This is a genomic window from Klebsiella sp. FDAARGOS_511 (assembly GCF_003812845.1).
GTDB lineage: Bacteria > Pseudomonadota > Gammaproteobacteria > Enterobacterales > Enterobacteriaceae > Klebsiella > Klebsiella grimontii.
The window spans coordinates 1,029,573-1,046,188 of the sequence record NZ_CP033824.1 but is presented as its reverse complement, the minus strand read 5'-3'; the positions used below and the strand labels follow the sequence as shown (position 1 = coordinate 1,046,188).

At 57.3% G+C, this 16,616-nt stretch carries 18 protein-coding genes and 1 riboswitch; of the genes, 7 read left to right on the top strand and 11 right to left on the bottom strand.

Annotation, left to right across the window (positions count from 1 at the left end):
- Positions 1–3 precede the first annotated feature (3 nt).
- The 3 genes from pmrA to yvcK form a co-directional block, all read right to left on the bottom strand.
- Positions 4–675, bottom strand: a complete 672-nt coding sequence (pmrA, locus tag EGY08_RS06150; RefSeq protein ID WP_004130665.1) for a two-component system response regulator PmrA — start codon at positions 673–675, stop codon at positions 4–6.
- Entirely contained in the window at positions 672–2,315 is a 1,644-nt protein-coding gene (gene eptA, locus EGY08_RS06145) for a phosphoethanolamine transferase EptA (RefSeq protein ID WP_087830011.1), read from the bottom strand. Before eptA ends, pmrA begins: the two co-directional genes overlap by 4 nt.
- A gap of 111 nt (positions 2,316–2,426) precedes the next feature.
- Positions 2,427–3,332, bottom strand: coding sequence for a uridine diphosphate-N-acetylglucosamine-binding protein YvcK (yvcK, locus tag EGY08_RS06140; RefSeq protein WP_123828327.1), 906 nt, complete (start codon positions 3,330–3,332; stop codon positions 2,427–2,429).
- 208 nt (positions 3,333–3,540) lie between these two features.
- A riboswitch (molybdenum cofactor riboswitch) is annotated at positions 3,541–3,679 on the top strand.
- Here yvcK and moaA point away from each other — a divergent pair.
- The 6 genes from moaA (at position 3,667) to EGY08_RS06105 (ending at position 7,126) form a co-directional block, all read left to right on the top strand.
- A complete protein-coding gene (moaA, locus tag EGY08_RS06130; RefSeq protein ID WP_123828326.1) occupies positions 3,667–4,656 on the top strand; it encodes a GTP 3',8-cyclase MoaA in 990 nt (329 codons plus the stop codon). It overlaps the preceding riboswitch by 13 nt.
- A gap of 21 nt (positions 4,657–4,677) precedes the next feature.
- Positions 4,678–5,190 carry a molybdenum cofactor biosynthesis protein B gene (moaB, locus tag EGY08_RS06125; protein WP_004130673.1) on the top strand — a complete coding sequence of 171 codons (513 nt, stop codon included), beginning with the start codon at positions 4,678–4,680 and terminating at the stop codon, positions 5,188–5,190.
- Positions 5,191–5,193: 3 nt separating this feature from the next.
- Entirely contained in the window at positions 5,194–5,682 is a 489-nt protein-coding gene (moaC, locus tag EGY08_RS06120) for a cyclic pyranopterin monophosphate synthase MoaC (RefSeq protein ID WP_004130675.1), read from the top strand.
- The gene (gene moaD / locus EGY08_RS06115; protein WP_004130677.1) at positions 5,675–5,923 is read left to right on the top strand and encodes a molybdopterin synthase sulfur carrier subunit; all 249 of its coding nucleotides are present in this window, start codon (positions 5,675–5,677) and stop codon (positions 5,921–5,923) included. The genes moaC and moaD overlap by 8 nt, the downstream gene beginning before the upstream one ends.
- A gap of 1 nt (position 5,924) precedes the next feature.
- Positions 5,925–6,377 carry a molybdopterin synthase catalytic subunit MoaE gene (moaE, locus tag EGY08_RS06110; protein WP_123828325.1) on the top strand — a complete coding sequence of 151 codons (453 nt, stop codon included), beginning with the start codon at positions 5,925–5,927 and terminating at the stop codon, positions 6,375–6,377.
- Positions 6,378–6,421: 44 nt separating this feature from the next.
- The gene (locus EGY08_RS06105; protein WP_004130681.1) at positions 6,422–7,126 is read left to right on the top strand and encodes a Bax inhibitor-1 family protein; all 705 of its coding nucleotides are present in this window, start codon (positions 6,422–6,424) and stop codon (positions 7,124–7,126) included.
- 99 nt (positions 7,127–7,225) lie between these two features.
- Here the strand turns inward: EGY08_RS06105 and EGY08_RS06100 are convergent, their stop codons facing one another.
- The 3 genes from EGY08_RS06100 to EGY08_RS06090 are packed head-to-tail and all read right to left on the bottom strand — an operon-like array spanning position 7,226 to position 10,184.
- A complete protein-coding gene (locus tag EGY08_RS06100; RefSeq protein ID WP_004130682.1) occupies positions 7,226–8,194 on the bottom strand; it encodes a lysylphosphatidylglycerol synthase transmembrane domain-containing protein in 969 nt (322 codons plus the stop codon).
- Positions 8,194–9,438, bottom strand: a complete 1,245-nt coding sequence (gene clsB / locus EGY08_RS06095) for a cardiolipin synthase ClsB (RefSeq protein WP_004135240.1) — start codon at positions 9,436–9,438, stop codon at positions 8,194–8,196. The genes EGY08_RS06100 and clsB overlap by 1 nt, the downstream gene beginning before the upstream one ends.
- Positions 9,435–10,184: an endonuclease/exonuclease/phosphatase family protein gene (locus tag EGY08_RS06090; protein ID WP_004130684.1), complete on the bottom strand. Its 750-nt coding sequence runs from the start codon at positions 10,182–10,184 to the stop codon at positions 9,435–9,437. Before EGY08_RS06090 ends, clsB begins: the two co-directional genes overlap by 4 nt.
- Positions 10,185–10,327: 143 nt before the next feature.
- Between EGY08_RS06090 and EGY08_RS06085 the strand changes: the two genes are divergently transcribed.
- Entirely contained in the window at positions 10,328–10,765 is a 438-nt protein-coding gene (locus EGY08_RS06085) for a YbhQ family protein (RefSeq protein ID WP_004130686.1), read from the top strand.
- 59 nt (positions 10,766–10,824) lie between these two features.
- Here the strand turns inward: EGY08_RS06085 and EGY08_RS06080 are convergent, their stop codons facing one another.
- The 5 genes from EGY08_RS06080 to cecR form a co-directional block, all read right to left on the bottom strand.
- Complete coding sequence (locus EGY08_RS06080) at positions 10,825–11,931, bottom strand: ABC transporter permease (protein WP_112165385.1); 1,107 nt, start codon at positions 11,929–11,931, stop codon at positions 10,825–10,827.
- A 98-nt stretch (positions 11,932–12,029) separates the two neighbouring features.
- Positions 12,030–13,163: an ABC transporter permease gene (locus EGY08_RS06075; RefSeq protein ID WP_004130690.1), complete on the bottom strand. Its 1,134-nt coding sequence runs from the start codon at positions 13,161–13,163 to the stop codon at positions 12,030–12,032.
- Entirely contained in the window at positions 13,153–14,892 is a 1,740-nt protein-coding gene (locus EGY08_RS06070; protein ID WP_004130692.1) for an ATP-binding cassette domain-containing protein, read from the bottom strand. Before EGY08_RS06070 ends, EGY08_RS06075 begins: the two co-directional genes overlap by 11 nt.
- Entirely contained in the window at positions 14,889–15,881 is a 993-nt protein-coding gene (gene hlyD, locus EGY08_RS06065; protein WP_004130694.1) for a secretion protein HlyD, read from the bottom strand. The genes EGY08_RS06070 and hlyD overlap by 4 nt, the downstream gene beginning before the upstream one ends.
- The gene (gene cecR, locus EGY08_RS06060; RefSeq protein ID WP_004130696.1) at positions 15,878–16,555 is read right to left on the bottom strand and encodes a transcriptional regulator CecR; all 678 of its coding nucleotides are present in this window, start codon (positions 16,553–16,555) and stop codon (positions 15,878–15,880) included. The genes hlyD and cecR overlap by 4 nt, the downstream gene beginning before the upstream one ends.
- Positions 16,556–16,616: the final 61 nt, after the last annotated feature.

The window sequence follows — 16,616 nt, the reverse complement described above, 5'->3', positions numbered from 1 at the left end:
GCGTTATTCGGTCTCCGCGTTATCAACCAGCATATAGCCAAAGCCCCGAACGGTGCGGATGCGTGATTTGCCGACTTTATCGCGCAGATTATGGATATGCACCTCCAGCGTGTTGGTGGCCGGTTCGTTGTCCCAGCTGTAAATATCGTTATAGAGAATTTCGCGATGCACCGGGCTGCCCGCCTTCATCATCAGACGAGAAAGCAGGGCGTACTCTTTGGGGGTTAAATCCAGAGACTGTTCGCCGATCCAGACCAGTCGCCGGGTGACGTTCAGGCGTAAATTGCCGACGGTCAGTTCGTTATCGCCCTGATTGTTGTGACGACGCAGCAGGGCACGAATGCGCGCGTTAAGCTCTTCCAGCGCAAACGGTTTAACCAGGTAGTCATCCGCGCCGGTATCCAGGCCGCTGATGCGGTCATCCACGGTATCGCGGGCGGTGAGGATCAGCACCGGCTGGCTGAACTTCTCCCGTCGCATGCGCGCCAGGAAGTGCAGGCCGTCCTCATCCGGCAGGCCGAGGTCGAGGACCACCAGGCTATAGTGATTGCTGGCCAGAGATAGCGCTGCTTCGTGGGCGGTTGACACGCCGTCGCAGACGTAACCCTCGCTTTGCATCGCCAGGATTAATCCCTGTAACAGGAGCGCATCGTCTTCAATGACTAAAATTTTCATCGGCCTGCCTCTCTACATGGCGTTAAGATATCGTCTGTTGCCTGGTACTCGCGGGTGCTGACCCCGAGCAGACCGAGCAGGGTGGAGAAGAGATTATCCTGCGAATACGCTTGCGTTTTCGCTTTTTGCTGCAAACACTGGCTGGACACGCCATAGCGCTGTTGATAATCCGCGGACAGCCACAGCAGCATCGGGACGTGTTTTTGCGTCTCCGGCGCGATGGACCACGGCAGCCCGTGCAAATATACCCCATCCTCGCCAAGCGACTCGCCGTGATCCGACAGATACACCAGGCTGGTGGTAAATTTATCCTGCTTTGACTGGAGTAATTTTATCGCTTTGTCGACCACATAATCGACATACAAAATCGTATTGTCGTAGGTATTGGTGAGCTGCTGCTGGGTACAGCTCTGAATTTCGTTGGTATCGCAGGTCGGCGTAAACTGTTTAAACTGCGCCGGATAGCGATTGTAGTAGGTCGGACCGTGGCTGCCGATGGTGTGCAGAACAATAATCCCGTCCTGCTGAAGATTGTCGATATAGCTATCCAGGTTATGGAACAGCACCTCATCGTAGCACTCGCCGTCGATGCACTGGCCGCTCAGCTTGAGATCGGTGACGTTCTGGTGCGGCACCCGATCACAGGCCCCTTTACAGCCGCCGTCGTTATCATTCCACTGCACCTGAATTCCCGCCCGCTGCAGGATATCCAGCACGCCTTCCTGGTGGTGCGCCAGCTCTTCATCATAGTGGGCGCGAGGCATATTAGAGAACATGCACGGCACGGAAACCGCGGTTGCGGTGCCGCAGGAAGTGGTGTCGGGGAAATAGATAACATTATCCTGTTTCAGGCGCGGGTTGGTCTCGCGGGTGTAGCCGTTCAGGGAAAAGTTGGCCGCCCTTGAGGTTTCGCCTAATACCACGATGGTCAGGTTTTTCCGCGGTCCGCTGCGCATCTCCGGTTTCTGAACCGCGTCTTCGCCAATTTTGACCAGCGGAAGATTGTCCATTCTGTTATGCGCATACCATGAATTCACCGCCACAATGCTGTTTGACGGGCTCAGGGACTTCACCAGCTCTTTGTTATTGCGAAACAGCGAGGCGTAATCCTTATAAAAAAATGCCGCGACCAGAATAATCAGCAGCGCTGAAACCACGATGCTCACCAGCCTTACCGCCACGCTGCGCCACAGGGTGGCCGGTTTGCGGATTTTAACCCACCAGGCCGCGACCACCGCCAGCACGCCGGTGAGACCCAGTATCAGGACCATTCTGCCTGAGAGAAGCGCAAAGCTTTCGGCGGGCGTAGTATCAAGAATATTGGTGATCATCGCCCGATCGATAATCACTCCGAAGGTCCAGATAAAATACTGGGCCGAGGCGCTCAGCAAAATAAACAGGCTGATGACGAGGCGGTCAAGCTTCAGGAACGACGCTATCGTGGTGATGATATTCATCACGCTGATGGCCACAATCGGCATACTGAGGAACACCAGCCAGTTGTGCAGACCGTTGACCGGCAGCAGGGTAAACGCCTGGCGATAGAAAGCGATATTCAGCACCAGACCGATATAGCTGGCGAAAAGAATCAAATAGACCGTACGGTTAAGCATTGGCCGGCGTAAAGAAAATAACGACATAGCGAACGTCCACATAAAGAGATGTTCGCTATGCTGCCCGTTTTTTTTTAAGACAACCTTAAGATTTTAAGCCAGCCTGATTTTGTCCCGACAATAAGCCTGTTTTGAGGATTAGCCTAATGCCTGAATCGCTTTATCCAGCGCGCGGCGTAATAGCTGCCGATCGTGGCGGTAGGGCACATCGCTGGCGTCCAGGGGCGTCTGAATGACGACCCGATTTTCAATCCCTGCGACATCGGCCTTCGGGCCGACAACTAGCGCGTCAATCACCCGTTTACCGATCTGCTTTTCCATAATGGCCACTCTGTCCGCCAGCGTCAGGCTGGCTGCCGGGCTGTGCTCTTTGCCCAGGTTATCGATAAATACCATCGGCGCGGGCGTGCGGCGTAGCGCCTGCGCCATCTCATCGAGGAGCAGAATCGGCATCAGGCTGGTATAGAAGCTGCCGGGGCCAATCAGGATTAAGTCGGCTTCGGCGATGGCTTCTATCGCTTCGCGAGTGGTGGGGACCGGCGGCGAGAGCATAAGCTCGCGCGGCACGCTGGCAAGCTGATCGATATTCACTTCGCCGTAGACTTCATGCCCTTCGTGGTCAATAGCCATCAGATCGACCGGTTGTTCCGACATCGGGATCAGAAACGCGTCAACCTTAAGGAGATTTCTGATCAAATTGATCGCTTCAAGCGGCCGGACACTCAAGTGATCCAGCGCCTTAAGCATCAAATTACCGAGGTTATGCCCGGAAAGTTCGCCGTTGCCGCTAAAACGGTACTCAAACATCGCTGACGCTATGCTAGGTTCAGCGATAAGTTGATTAATACAGTTGCGCATATCGCCCCAGGCGATACCGCCTTCCGCGCGACGAATGCGTCCCGTAGAGCCGCCGTTATCGGTGGTGGTGACGATGCCGGTAAGGCGTGAACCGAGCGAAGAGAGGGATGACATCACCCGGCCCAGGCCGTGCCCGCCGCCGAGAGCCACAACGCGATCAAGATCGGCGAAAGTACGATTGCGCATAAAAATCCTTTATAACAATTAATCGGGCTCACAGTAACCGATCTACCCCTAAAAGACGATGGGCGGGACCTGACAAACTGACCGACATCAATGCAAAAGCGTGGTTTTTAGCTATTCTGTAGCGAAAATGCGCGATCGTAGCGATATGTAATTGAATATATAACGAAATCGGAAATGGCGAAACCGTTATTAAAGCGCTACTATCGGCATAACCCGTTAACACTCTAGCCTCTGTGCCTGTGTCAAAAGATATGGTGCTTTGGCCGTGACAACTTCGGTTGCCACCAGGGCGCGGAAAGAAATGACCGCGTCTCCCGTATTTGGAAAGGTGTCTATGGCTTCACAGCTTACCGATGCATATGCGCGGAAGTTTTACTATCTGCGCTTATCAATTACCGACGTCTGCAACTTTCGTTGCACCTACTGCCTGCCCCATGGCTATAAGCCCGGCGCCGTCACCAATAAAGGCTTCCTCAGCGTCGATGAGGTTCGTCACGTCACTCGCGCATTCTCCGCCCTGGGGACGGAAAAGGTACGCCTGACCGGCGGTGAGCCTTCGCTGCGTCGCGATTTTACCGACATCATCGCCGCCGTGCGGGAAAATCCCTCCATTCGCCAGATTGCGGTCACCACCAACGGCTACCGGCTGGCGCGGGATGTTGAAAGCTGGCGCGATGCCGGGCTGACGGCGATTAACGTCAGCGTGGACAGCCTCGATGCGCGTCAGTTTCACGCCATCACCGGGCAGGACAAGTTTCGTCAGGTGATGGACGGCATTGATGCCGCCTTTGCCGCTGGCTTCGAAAAAGTGAAGGTTAATACCGTGCTGATGCGCGACGTTAACCATCACCAGCTCGACACCTTTCTGGCGTGGATCCAGCCGCGCCGCATTCAGCTGCGTTTTATTGAATTGATGGAAACCGGCGAAAGCAGCGATCTGTTCCGCCGCCATCATATCTCGGGCATGGTGCTGCGCGATGAGCTGCTGCGCCGCGGCTGGATCCATCAGATCCGCCAGCGTAGCGACGGCCCGGCGCAGGTGTTTTGCCATCCGGACTATGCCGGGGAAATCGGCCTGATCATGCCTTATGAAAAAGATTTCTGCGCCACCTGCAACCGCCTGCGCGTCTCTTCCGTGGGTAAATTGCACCTGTGCCTGTTCGGCGAAGGCGGCGTCGACTTGCGCGATCTTCTCGCCGATGAGCAGCAGCAGCCGGCGCTGGAGGCGCGCATATCCGAGGCGTTAACGCACAAAAAGCAAACTCATTTCCTGCATCAGGGCAACACCGGTATTACGCAGAACCTGTCGTATATCGGCGGATAATTCATTTTAAGGAGCGATCAGATGAGCCAGGCCAGCGCTGAGTTTATCCCGACCCGTATTGCTATTCTCACCGTCTCCAGCCGACGCGGCGAAGAGGACGACACCTCCGGCCACTGGCTGCGCGATGCGGCAGAGGAGGCAGGCCATGTCATCGTCGATAAGGCGATTGTGAAAGAGAACCGCTACGCTATTCGCGCCCAGGTATCGGCGTGGATTGCCGGCGATGAGGCGCAGGTGGTGCTGATTACCGGCGGCACCGGCTTTACCGACGGCGACCAGGCGCCGGAAGCGCTGCTGCCGCTGTTTGACCGCGAAGTCGAAGGCTTCGGCGAGGTGTTCCGCATGCTCTCATTCGAAGAGATCGGTACCTCGACCCTGCAGTCCCGCGCTGTTGCCGGGATCGCCAACCGTACGCTGATTTTTGCGATGCCTGGCTCAACCAAAGCCTGTCGTACCGCGTGGGACAATATTATTGCGCCGCAGCTCGATGCGCGTACGCGTCCGTGCAACTTTATCTCTCACCTTAAGAAGTAATTTATGTCACAGCTGACCCATATTAACGCCGCCGGCGAAGCGCACATGGTCGATGTTTCGGCGAAAGCGGAGACGGTTCGCGAAGCGCGCGCCGAGGCCTATGTTGAGATGCAGGCTACGACGCTGGCGATGATCATCGACGGCAGCCATCACAAAGGCGATGTCTTCGCCACCGCGCGCATCGCCGGGATCCAGGCGGCAAAGCGCACCTGGGAGCTTATTCCGCTGTGCCATCCGCTGATGCTGAGCAAAGTTGAGGTCAATCTGCAGGCGCAGCCCGAGTATAACCGGGTGCGCATTGAATCCCTGTGCCGCCTGACCGGGAAAACCGGCGTTGAGATGGAAGCGTTGACCGCCGCCTCTGTCGCCGCGCTGACGATTTACGATATGTGCAAAGCGGTACAGAAAGATATGGTGATTGGCCCGGTGCGCCTGCTGGCGAAAAGCGGCGGCAAGTCCGGCGATTTTAAAGTGGAAGATAGCCATGATTAAGGTTCTTTTTTTTGCTCAGGTGCGTGAACTGCTCGGCACCGATTCCCTGACGCTCGATCCGCACGGGCTTTCCACGGTTGAAGCCGTTCGCCAGCAACTGATCGCCCGCGGCGACCGCTGGGCGCTGGCGCTGGAAGAGGGCAAACTGCTGGCGGCGGTAAATCAGACGCTGACCACCTTCGATCATCCGCTGGCGGCCGGTGATGAAGTGGCGTTTTTCCCGCCGGTTACCGGAGGATAAGATGACGCAGACGCGTATTATCGTCAGCCATGACCGCTTTAAGGTCGGCGACGAATACCCCTGGCTGGCCGAGCTCGATGAAGACGGCGCGGTGGTGACCTTTACCGGTAAGGTTCGCAACCACAACCTTGGCGACAGCGTGAAAGCGCTGACCCTTGAGCACTATCCGGGGATGACTGAAAAATCGCTAGCGGAAATCGTTGAGCTGGCGCGCGAGCGCTGGCCGCTGGGGCGGGTCACGGTGATTCACCGTATCGGCGAGATGTGGCCCGGAGAAGAGATTGTTTTTGTTGGCGTCACCAGCGCCCATCGCGGCAGCGCGTTTGCGGCGGGGGAGTTTATTATGGATTATCTGAAAACCCGCGCGCCGTTCTGGAAGCGCGAGGCGACGCCGGAAGGCGAGCGCTGGGTTGATGCGCGAGATAGCGACCGTGAAGCGGCAGAACGCTGGTAGTGTGGTACGCTTAGAAGATAAATTTCGTTAATCAGGAGACAGTCATGGATAGATATCCTCGTTCCGGGGCGATCGTACAGGGTCGCAGCGGACTTCAAACTTTTATGGCGCAGGTGTACGGCTGGATGACGGTCGGGCTACTGCTCACGGCGTTTATCGCGTGGTTTGCGGCCAACACCCCTGCGGTGATGATGTTTGTTTTTTCCAGTAAAATAACCTTTTTCGGCCTGATAATCGCTCAGCTGGGGCTGGTATTCGTGCTCTCCGGCATGGTGCAGCGGCTGAGCGCGGGAATGGCGACCACCCTGTTTATGCTCTATTCGGCGCTCACCGGGCTAACGCTTTCCAGTATTTTCATCGTTTATACCTACTCGTCGATTGCCAGTACCTTCGTGGTGGCCGGCGGGATGTTTGGCGTGATGAGCCTTTACGGCTATACCACTAAACGCGACCTGAGCGGCTTCGGCAACATGCTGTTTATGGCGCTGATCGGTATCCTGCTGGCGTCACTGGTTAACTTCTGGCTGAAGAGCGAAGCGCTGATGTGGGCGGTGACCTACATCGGGGTTATCGTATTCGTCGGTCTGACCGCCTATGACACCCAGAAGCTGAAAAACATCGGCGAGCAGATTGACGTTCGCGATGCATCAACGCTGCGTAAATACTCGATTCTTGGGGCGCTGACGCTGTATCTGGACTTTATCAACCTGTTCCTGATGCTGCTGCGCATTTTCGGCAATCGTCGTTAACTCGTTCCCGAAGGCGATGCTGCGCATCTGTCCGGGCTACTGGATCTCAGACGGTGGTGAACCTGCAGCCCCGGTCAGCATTCGCGACCGGGGCTTTTTTTACTTTTCTCCCGCCAGCTTGCGCTGGTTTTTCTCCCGCAGATGTTTCGCCCGACTCTCCAGAATCAGGTAGCCGATGGTCGCCAGCAGCAGCGGCAGGAAGTAGTACAGCGCGCGGTAGGCGAGCAGGGCGGCGATAATCGCGCCGCGCGAAATCTCTTCCCCGGAAAGCATGGCGATAAACACCGCCTCAAGTACGCCAATGCCTGCCGGAATATGCACGATAACCCCCGCAATGCTGCTGACCAGCAGTACGCCGAGCACGAGGAAATAGTCCACCTGCGGCCCCAACAGCAGCCAGATAATCGCCCCCATCGCCATCCAGTTCAGGCTGGAAACCGCCATCTGCAATATCGCGAAGCGCCAGGACGGCAGAACCAGCCGCTGACCTTTTATCGTCAGATGGCGCTTTTTAGCAAAGGCGCAGGCCCACAGGTAAAACGCGGAAATCAGCAGTAAAACGACGCCCAGAATTTGCAGCGACGACTGGCTGATATACCAGCGATCGGGAACCTTCACCATACCGGAGCTAAAAATAATGCCGCCGAGCAGAATATAGCCCAGCCAGTTGGTGGTAATGCTCAGCGAAAAAATTCGGGTAATGGTCGCCCCGCTCAGGCCGAGGCGCGAGTACAGCCGATAGCGCATACCAATCCCACCCACCCAGGTACTGAGCGTCAGGTTAAAGGCGTAGCAAATAAATGACACCAGCATTACCTGGCGTTTAGCCAGCTTGTGGCCGCAGTAAGCGCGCCCAAGCAGATCGTAGCAGCCATAGATCAGGTAGCTGGCGATAACTAACCCGATGGCGCTGAGCAGCGCCATACGGTTGTAATCGCGAATCACTTTCCACACGTCCTGCCAGTCAATTTTCTGGGCGTAGACCACCAGCAGAACGACGACGGCGATAAAAAAGAGCACCGTCATGATTTTTTTCGCCATCCGCCAGCGAGGGTGAGATTTCGCCATCAGGATTTCACCTCCTGATTTTCCGGGTCTACGCGATCCTGAGTTTCAATCTCCGGCTGTACCGGGGGCTGAACCCGCGACAGCAGCGGCGTATGGGCCGGTAGCCATCCGACCCAGGCAGGGAAGTGGCGCAGGAAGTGGAACGCCAGCACGCTAATACCGAGCCGCCACCAGGTGCGTTTCGACAAAATGCGCTTATCGACCTCGCGGCAGTCGTTAAGGATTAAGCCATTGAGATTATCGCGCAGCGTCTGGTTAAACTCGCGGTCGTGAATCACCAGATTAGCTTCCAGATTCAGCGACAGGCTGAGCGGGTCGAGGTTGCTGGAGCCGACGGTGGCCCAGTGGTCGTCCGCCAGCGCCACTTTGCCGTGCAGCGGACGGCGGCGGTATTCGAAAATCTGCACGCCGCCTTTAACCAGATAGTGATAGAGCAGGCGCGCGCCGAATTTGACAATGGGAATATCCGGTTCGCCCTGCACGATAAGCTTGACGCGCACGCCGCGTCGGGCAGCGTTGCGCATGGCGTGCAGCAGGCGATAGCCGGGGAAAAAGTAGGCGTTGGCGATAATCACTTCCCGGCGGGCGGTGGTCAGCATCTTCAGATAGTGACGTTCAATATCGTCACGATGATCCTGATTATCCCGCCAGATAAACAGCGCCTGGGCCTCGCCGGGGTTGCGGTTGATTTCAGGCTTATGCCGACGCCGCTGCCACCAGCGGCGGGTCGCCTCATTGGTGGGCAGGTTTTCCAGTTCAAATTGCAGGATATCGAGCACCACCGGTCCTTCGACCTGCACGGCATAATCCTGTTTGGCCTCCGGACCGTAATCGGTCATATGCTCGGCGGAGTAGTTAATTCCGCCAACGAAGGCGGTTACGTCGTCGATCACCACGATTTTACGATGCATGCGGCGGAATAAATTAGTGCGCATGCCGAGCAGTCGCGGGCGCGGGTCGTAGTAGCGAAAAATCACGCCAGCCGACGTCAGCTCGCCCACAAAGCTTTCGCTCAGATCCGGCGAGCCGTAGCCGTCCAGTAACACCTCGACGCGGACGCCGCGCTGGGCCGCTTTTAACAGAACGGCATGGAGCTGTTTGCCGACGTCATCTTCAAACCAAATAAAGGATTCCAGGATCACCCGCTGCTGCGCGCGACCAATGGCGGCAAACAGCGCCGGATAATAGTTATCGCCATTTTCTAATAGCCGAATGCGGTTTCCTTCCTGCCAGCTGCATTTCACAGATGTATCTCCACGCTAAGCGGTGCATGATCGGACAAATGACGCCACTGTTTTAACGCCAGCGCCTTTGGCTGGCTGGCATAGGCGTTTTTTACGTAGATGCGGTCGAGGCGCAGCAGAGGGAAGCTGACCGGGAAAGTTCGCGCCGGACGCCCTCTGGCGCGGGTAAAAATCTCCTCCAGCCCGGCCTGGGTTTTAAGCTGGCGGTTAGCCTGCTGCCGCCAGTCGTTAAAATCACCGGCCACCACTACCGGTTCGCCCGCGGGTAAACCGTTCACCCACTCCGCCAGCATCGTCAGCTGGGCCTGGCGCTGATGAGAACGCAGCCCCAGATGCGCGCAGATCACATGGATAGCGATCCCGCTTTCCGGCGGCACAATGCGGCAGTAAAGCAGCCCGCGCTTTTCGCTGTTGCCCACCGAAACATCGAGATTTTGATAATGTTCAATGGGAAAGCGGGAAAGTACCGCATTGCCGTGATGTCCTTCCGGATAAACGGCGTTGCGGCCGTATGCGTAATCGCTCCACATGGTATCGGCGAGAAACTCATAGTGGGTGGTATCCGGCCAGTTTTCGATATGCAGCGGATGAATTTCGTGCGCCCCCATCACCTCCTGCAGGCAAACAATGTCGGCGCTGACGCTGCGCACCGCTTCGCGTAATTCGGGCAAAATAAAGCGGCGATTGAACGCAGTAAAGCCTTTATGGGTGTTAATTGTCAGCACGTTTAACGAAAATCGCGGCATTTGTTCGTCCTTATTTCTCTGGGCAATGTCACTTTCCTGTAGGAAATAGTGTAGTAGAGGTCACAAAAAGATGCGGTGATACGGAATTTTCCGTAAAGTGCGGTACTCTGAGTAGCAGAGAAAAATCCTTCAGGAGAGAAGCCATGAAGTGGCAACAACGTGTACGCGTCGCAACGGGTCTTAGTTGCTGGCAGATTATGTTGCATCTACTGGTCGTGGCAGTACTGGTGATGGGTTGGATGAGCGGCGCGCTGGTGCGCGTCGGATTAGGTTTGTGCGTACTGTACGGCGTCACGTTAGTGTCGATGCTGTTTTTGCAGCGCCATCACGATGAGCGCTGGCGCGACGTCGGTGATTTCCTTGAGGAACTCACCACTACCTGGTACTTCGGTACCGCGGTGATCGTGCTGTGGCTGCTGTCGCGTGTACTGCACAATAACCTGCTGCTGGCCCTCGCCGGGCTGGCAATACTGGCAGGTCCGGCGGTGGTTTCACTGCTCGCGAAAGATAAAAACAGATACGCTAAATCGTTCGGGCTACAACAAGGCGGCAACGCAGCGAATCCCCAGAAGCATAGATAACTATGTGACTGGGGGAGCAAGGCGAGCCAACGCAGTTGTGGTTCGAACGATGACGAGTATTACGCGATCTTTCTTCGGAACATCGCATACGCCGCTGAGCCGGTGGTGGCCGCTATGACCAGTAGCGGCCACAAACTCCCCCACACGATTTCCAGACTCGCATCCTTCAGATAGATCTGCTTGGTGATATCGGTGAAATGACGTATCGGGTTTACCCACGTCAGGTTCTGCAGCCATACCGGCATATTCTCCACCGGCGAAACGTAGCCGGAGAGCAAGATCGCCGGCATCATAAAGACGAATACGCCGATAAACGCCTGCTGCTGCGTGGAGCACAGCGACGAAATCAACAGGCCGAATCCTACCAGCGACAGGCCGTAAACGATCATCGTGAAGTAAAACAGCAGCAATGAGCCGGCAAACGGAATTTGATAGGCCCAGATGCCAATCCCCAGCACGATGGTTGCCTGCAGGGTAGCGACGATCAGCGCCGGGACCGCTTTACCGATAAAGATTTGCCAGGTTGCCAGCGGCGAGACCAGCAGTTGGTCGAGCGTGCCCTGTTCGCGCTCGCGGGCAACGGAGAGCGAGGTGACGATCATAACGCCGATGGTGGTGATCATGGCGATCAGCGACGGCACCACGAACCATTTGTAATCGAGATTCGGGTTATACCAGTTGCGCACCACCAGCTCGCTATTGTTCGGTTTAGTTTTACCTTCCAGCAGGTCCTGCTGATAGTTTTTGACGATCTGCTGGAGATAGTTCGCAGCAATTTGCGCGCTGTTAGAGTTGCGCCCGTCCAGCAAAAGCTGGAGCGGGGCGGTCTGGTTGGTGTCGAGGTTGCGCGAAAAATCTGCCGGGAAACGCACGACCAATAGCGCTTTTTGTTCATCGATAGTTGGTCTTATTTCCTGCGGGCTTTTCAGTAGCAGAATGTGGGTGAAGGCTTTGGCGCGGGCGAAGCGCTGGGTCAGTTCCACGGCGTGCTTGCCGTTGTCTTCGTTATAGATGGCAATGGTGGCGTTCGTCACCTCCAGCGTGGCGGCAAAGGGGAACAGCAGCACCTGGATCAGCACCGGCATAATCAAAATCGCCCGCGTCTGCGGCTCGCGCAACAGCGACTGCAGCTCTTTGCGGATTAACGTCCATAAGCGATGAAACATCTTATATTCTCTCTTTATGCTGCTTCGTATCCCCGGACTGCGCTGCGCTTATCCGGGCTACCCGTTTGTCAGCCTTTGTAGCCCGGGTCAGGCGTTCGCTAATCCAGACGCCGTTTGGTTTTCAGCCACGTCAGGCCAATAAACATTACCGCCGAGGCGATTAAAAACATCACATTCACCAGCAGCACCACCGGGATATTGCCCGCCAGAAACAGGCTTTGCAGGGTGCTGACAAAATAGCGCGCCGGGATCACGTAGGTCACCGCGCGGATTATCGCCGGCATGCTGTCGATCTGAAAAATAAACCCGGACAGCATAATTGACGGCAGGAACGCGGCGTTCAGCGCCACCTGCGCGGCGTTAAACTGGTTGCGGGTAATGGTGGAAATCAGCAGCCCCATTCCCAGAGTGCTCAGCAAAAACAGGCTGGTGATAAAAAACAGAATCACCAGCGAACCGCGAAAGGGCACGCCGAGAATAAACACCGCCACCAGCATACACAGCAGCATCGCCAGCATGCCGAGGAAATAGTAGGGGATCAGCTTGCACAGCAGCAGCTCGGCGCGGGTAATCTCGGTCGACAACAGCGCCTCCATGGTGCCGCGCTCCCACTCGCGGGCCACCACCAGCGAGGTCAGGATCGCGCCGACCACCGTCATAATGATGGTGATCGCGCCGGGGATAATAAAATGCTGGCTGATCGCGGCCGGGTTAAACCAGTAGCGCGTCTGCACGTCGATTAGCGGCTCGAAGGTTTCGCCGCGATCTTCCGCTCGCTGCTGCTGCCAGATTTGCCAGATGCCTTCGACGTAGCCCTGGGCGAAGTTAGCGGTATTCGGTTCGCTGCCGTCGGTGATGAGCTGGATCGGCGCATCGTCGCCGGGGCGGGCCATCTTGCGGTCGAAATCCACCGGAATGGTTACCAGCGCGCGAATGCGTCCCGCCTGCATCATCTGCACCAGTTCCTGGCGGTTATCGCTGATGGTGGCGTCGATATAGGGGGAGCCGGTCATGGTATGGACAAAATCCAGCGCTTCTTCGCTCTGCTGTTCCAGCAGCACGCCCACCCGCAGCTTGCTGGAGTCGAGGTTAATCCCGTAGCCAAAGATAAACAGCAGCAGCAGGGGGATGACCACCGCAATCAGCCAGCTGCTGGGGTCGCGGACAATCTGCCGCGTCTCTTTCACGCACAGGGCGCGCACGCGCCGCCACGATAGCAGTTTAGCGCTCACCGGCGTTCTCCTTATCCCAGTCGTGAATGAGGGTGATAAACGCCTGCTCCATCGTCGGGTCGGGCTGTTTATCATCCGCCGCCAGCGCCTTCAGATCGTCCGGCGTGCCGCTGGCGATCAGCTTGCCGTGATAGACAAGGCCGATACGATCGCAATACTCCGCTTCATCCATAAAGTGGGTGGTGACCATCACCGTCACGCCTTTATCCACCATGCTGTTGATATGCAGCCAGAATTCGCGGCGGGTGAGGGGATCAACCCCGGAAGTGGGTTCATCAAGAAACAGGATATCCGGCTCGTGCATCAGCGAGCAGGCCAGCGCCAGGCGCTGCTTATAGCCGAGCGGCAGGTCGTCAGCGGCCTGCCGGGCGATGCTTTTCAGGCCAAATGCCTCGCTCATGCTGGCGATTTTATCGTTCTGCGCCCGCCCGCGCAGGCCGTACACCCCGGAGAAGAAACGCAGATTCTGCTCAACAGAAAGGTTGCCGTAGAGCGAGAACTTCTGCGCCATATAGCCCAGATGCTGACGCGCCTTGCCGGAGCTGACTTTCAGGTCCATGCCCAGCACCAGCGCTTTACCGGAGGTGGGGACCAGCAGGCCGCACATCATCTTAAAGGTGGTGGACTTGCCCGCGCCGTTAGGCCCAAGGAGGCCGAAAATCTCCCCGCGCTTGACCTGAAAATCAACGTGGTCGGTGGCGGCAAAATCGCCAAATTTCTTGGTCAGGGTCTGCGCTTCAATCACCGTGTCCTCATGGGAGCCTTCCACGGTGTGGATAATGTTGCCCAGCGGCGATTCGGCGGTCCCGGCGCCGCCCAGCAGGTCGATAAAGGCGTCCTCAAAGCGCGGCGCGGTTTCGGCCACCTCGAGCGGCGGCATACCGTTAGCGTTCTGGACTTCACTGATGTTGGCCTCTTTTTTAAGGATCAGGCGTACCGATTTACCCTGAATCACGCCATCGCTGACCTGCGGCAGCTTCAGCGTCCGCTGGAGCAGACGGCGATTATTCTCCTCGCCGCTGGAAATCAAAAAGCTGCGTCCGGCCATGGTCTGCGTCAGCTCTTTTGGCGCGCCCTGATAGAGCAACTGGCCCTCGTTCATCAACAGCACGTCCCGGCACTGCTCGGCCTCATCAAGATAAGAGGTGCTCCAGAGGATCAGCATTCCGTCGCCTGCCAGTTCGTGCACCATCTGCCACAGTTCGCGGCGAGAGATGGGGTCGACGCCGACGCCGGGTTCATCAAGCAGCAGGACTTTCGGTTCGCCGACCAAGGTGCAGGCCAGACCAAGTTTCTGCTTCATGCCGCCGGAAAGCTTGCCCGCCAGCCGGCCGGTAAAGGGGCCGAGGGAGGTAAATTCCAGCAGCCTGGCGAAGGTTTTTTCCCGCGCCTCGCCGGTCACGCTGCGCAGATCGGCGTAGAGCGTCAGGTTTTCCATTACCGTCAGATCTTCGTACAGGCCGAATTTCTGCGGCATATAGCCGAGCACTGCGTGCAGGGCGCTATCGTCGGCAATCGGGTCGTAGCCGATCACCGTTGCGCTGCCTGCGTCAGCTTTCAGCAGCCCGGCGAGCATGCGCATCAGGGTGGTTTTTCCGGCGCCATCCGGGCCCACCAGACCGGTCACATAGCCGGAATGAATAGTGCAGTCCAGCGGCGCGACGGCCGGGCGGTTCATGCCGGCAAAGCGCCGGGTCAGGCCGCTCAGCGTAATGACGTCCTCGCTCATTGGCCGTTTCCGTGACTGAAGGTGACGGTGACCGGCATCCCCTGGCGCAGCGCGTCGTCGGCATCGGTGACCACAATACGCAGGCGATAAACCAGATCGGTGCGCAGGTCCGGCGTCTCCACGGTTTTTGGCGTGAATTCAGCGGTAGGGGAGACGAAGCCGATTTTGCCGCGGTAGGGTTTATCCGGGCGACTATCGGTGAAAAGCAGCACTTCGCGACCCGGCTGGGCCTGGCCAAGATTTTTTTCATCGATATAGGCGCGTACCCACACCGGATGGGTTAACGAGAGCGTCATCACCGTGCCGCCGGCGCTGAGCATGCTGCCCGGTTCGACGGCGCGGGTCATCAGCGTTCCGTCGGACGGCGAGATCAACGTGGTATCGTGCAGATCCAGCTTCGCCTGCGCCAGCGCGGCCTGCGCCTGCTCAAGGCTGGCTTTGGCCTGGGCGATTTCCTGCGGACGATTCCCCGCGCGATACTGGCGCAGCTTATCCTGCGCGGACTTCAGCGTCGCCTGGGCCTGATCGCGCGAGGAGCGGGCATTTTCCAGGTCGTTAGCGGAGATGGCGCTGCTTTTGCGCAGCCCCAGCTGGCGTTGGTAAAAGTTCTGCGCGTAGTCGTAAGCCGCCTGCGCCTGGTTGACCGCGGCGGCGGCCTGGGCAATCTCTTCCGAACGATACCCCGCCATCATCAGGTCGTACTGCGCCTGGGCGGTGGACACGTTGGCCTGCGCCTGTTGGAGCGCGTTCTCGTACGGCGCGCGGTCCAGCTCGCCCAGGGTCTGTCCGGCTTTAATCGCATCGCCCTCGTCGACGCTGAGCGACGCCAGCCGCCCGCCCACGCGGAAGCTGAGGTTGACGGTACGAATATCCACGTTGCCATATAGCGTGAGCGCTTTCTGCTGGCTGCTCTGGTACCACCACCAGCCTCCGCCAATGACAGCAGCCAGCAGGAGAAGCAGCACAACGACGATGAGCGGTTTTTTCATGACTCCAGACTCCTTTGCGATAATCCTTCCAGAACGAAATCAATATGGCAGGTGATAACCTCAATAATTTGCGCGGTTTTGTCCCGATCGAACTCGGCCCAGCCCGCGCGGCGTAGTACCGTTTCCCGTCCAAGGCGAAAAGCGAGAACTTCGCCCAACAGCGCGTGGGTGTGAAGCACCATTTGCGTGCTGTCGGCGTTCAGGCCGGTATAGGCGGCGATTAAACGTGTCAGGTAGCAGTGTAGTGGAGCAATCACCTGATCGTGGATGAGCCGGTAGGCCGGCGTCGGCGACAACTGCTCGCGGGAGATGAATTTGCTCAAATTGACGGTGTCGTCCTGGGTCAGCAGCAGGATCATATTCTGGCAGGCGCCAAGTATCAGGCTGCGCATCGCGGCTTTATCGGGCACAGGCTCAGTGAACAGCGCTTCCGCCGCCTGCGCGTGGGGGCGGAAATTGTGTTCGATAAAATCAGCGATCCACTGGGCGCAGGCGAGGTAGAGATCGTCTTTGGAACCAAAATAGTAGGTGATGGCGGCGATATTTTGCCCGGCCTGGGCGGCGATATCGCGGGTCGTGGCATGCAGGCCGTATTCGCCGAACTGGGCGATTGCGGCGGCGATAAGCTGGCTTTTCGCCTGCTCGCCCTTGCTGGTAATAGGAGTTGTTGTCATCGCGCTGGAAAAGTTAATCAATCGATTGATTAACTCTAGGCCCAGGTTTGCGGTTTGTCCA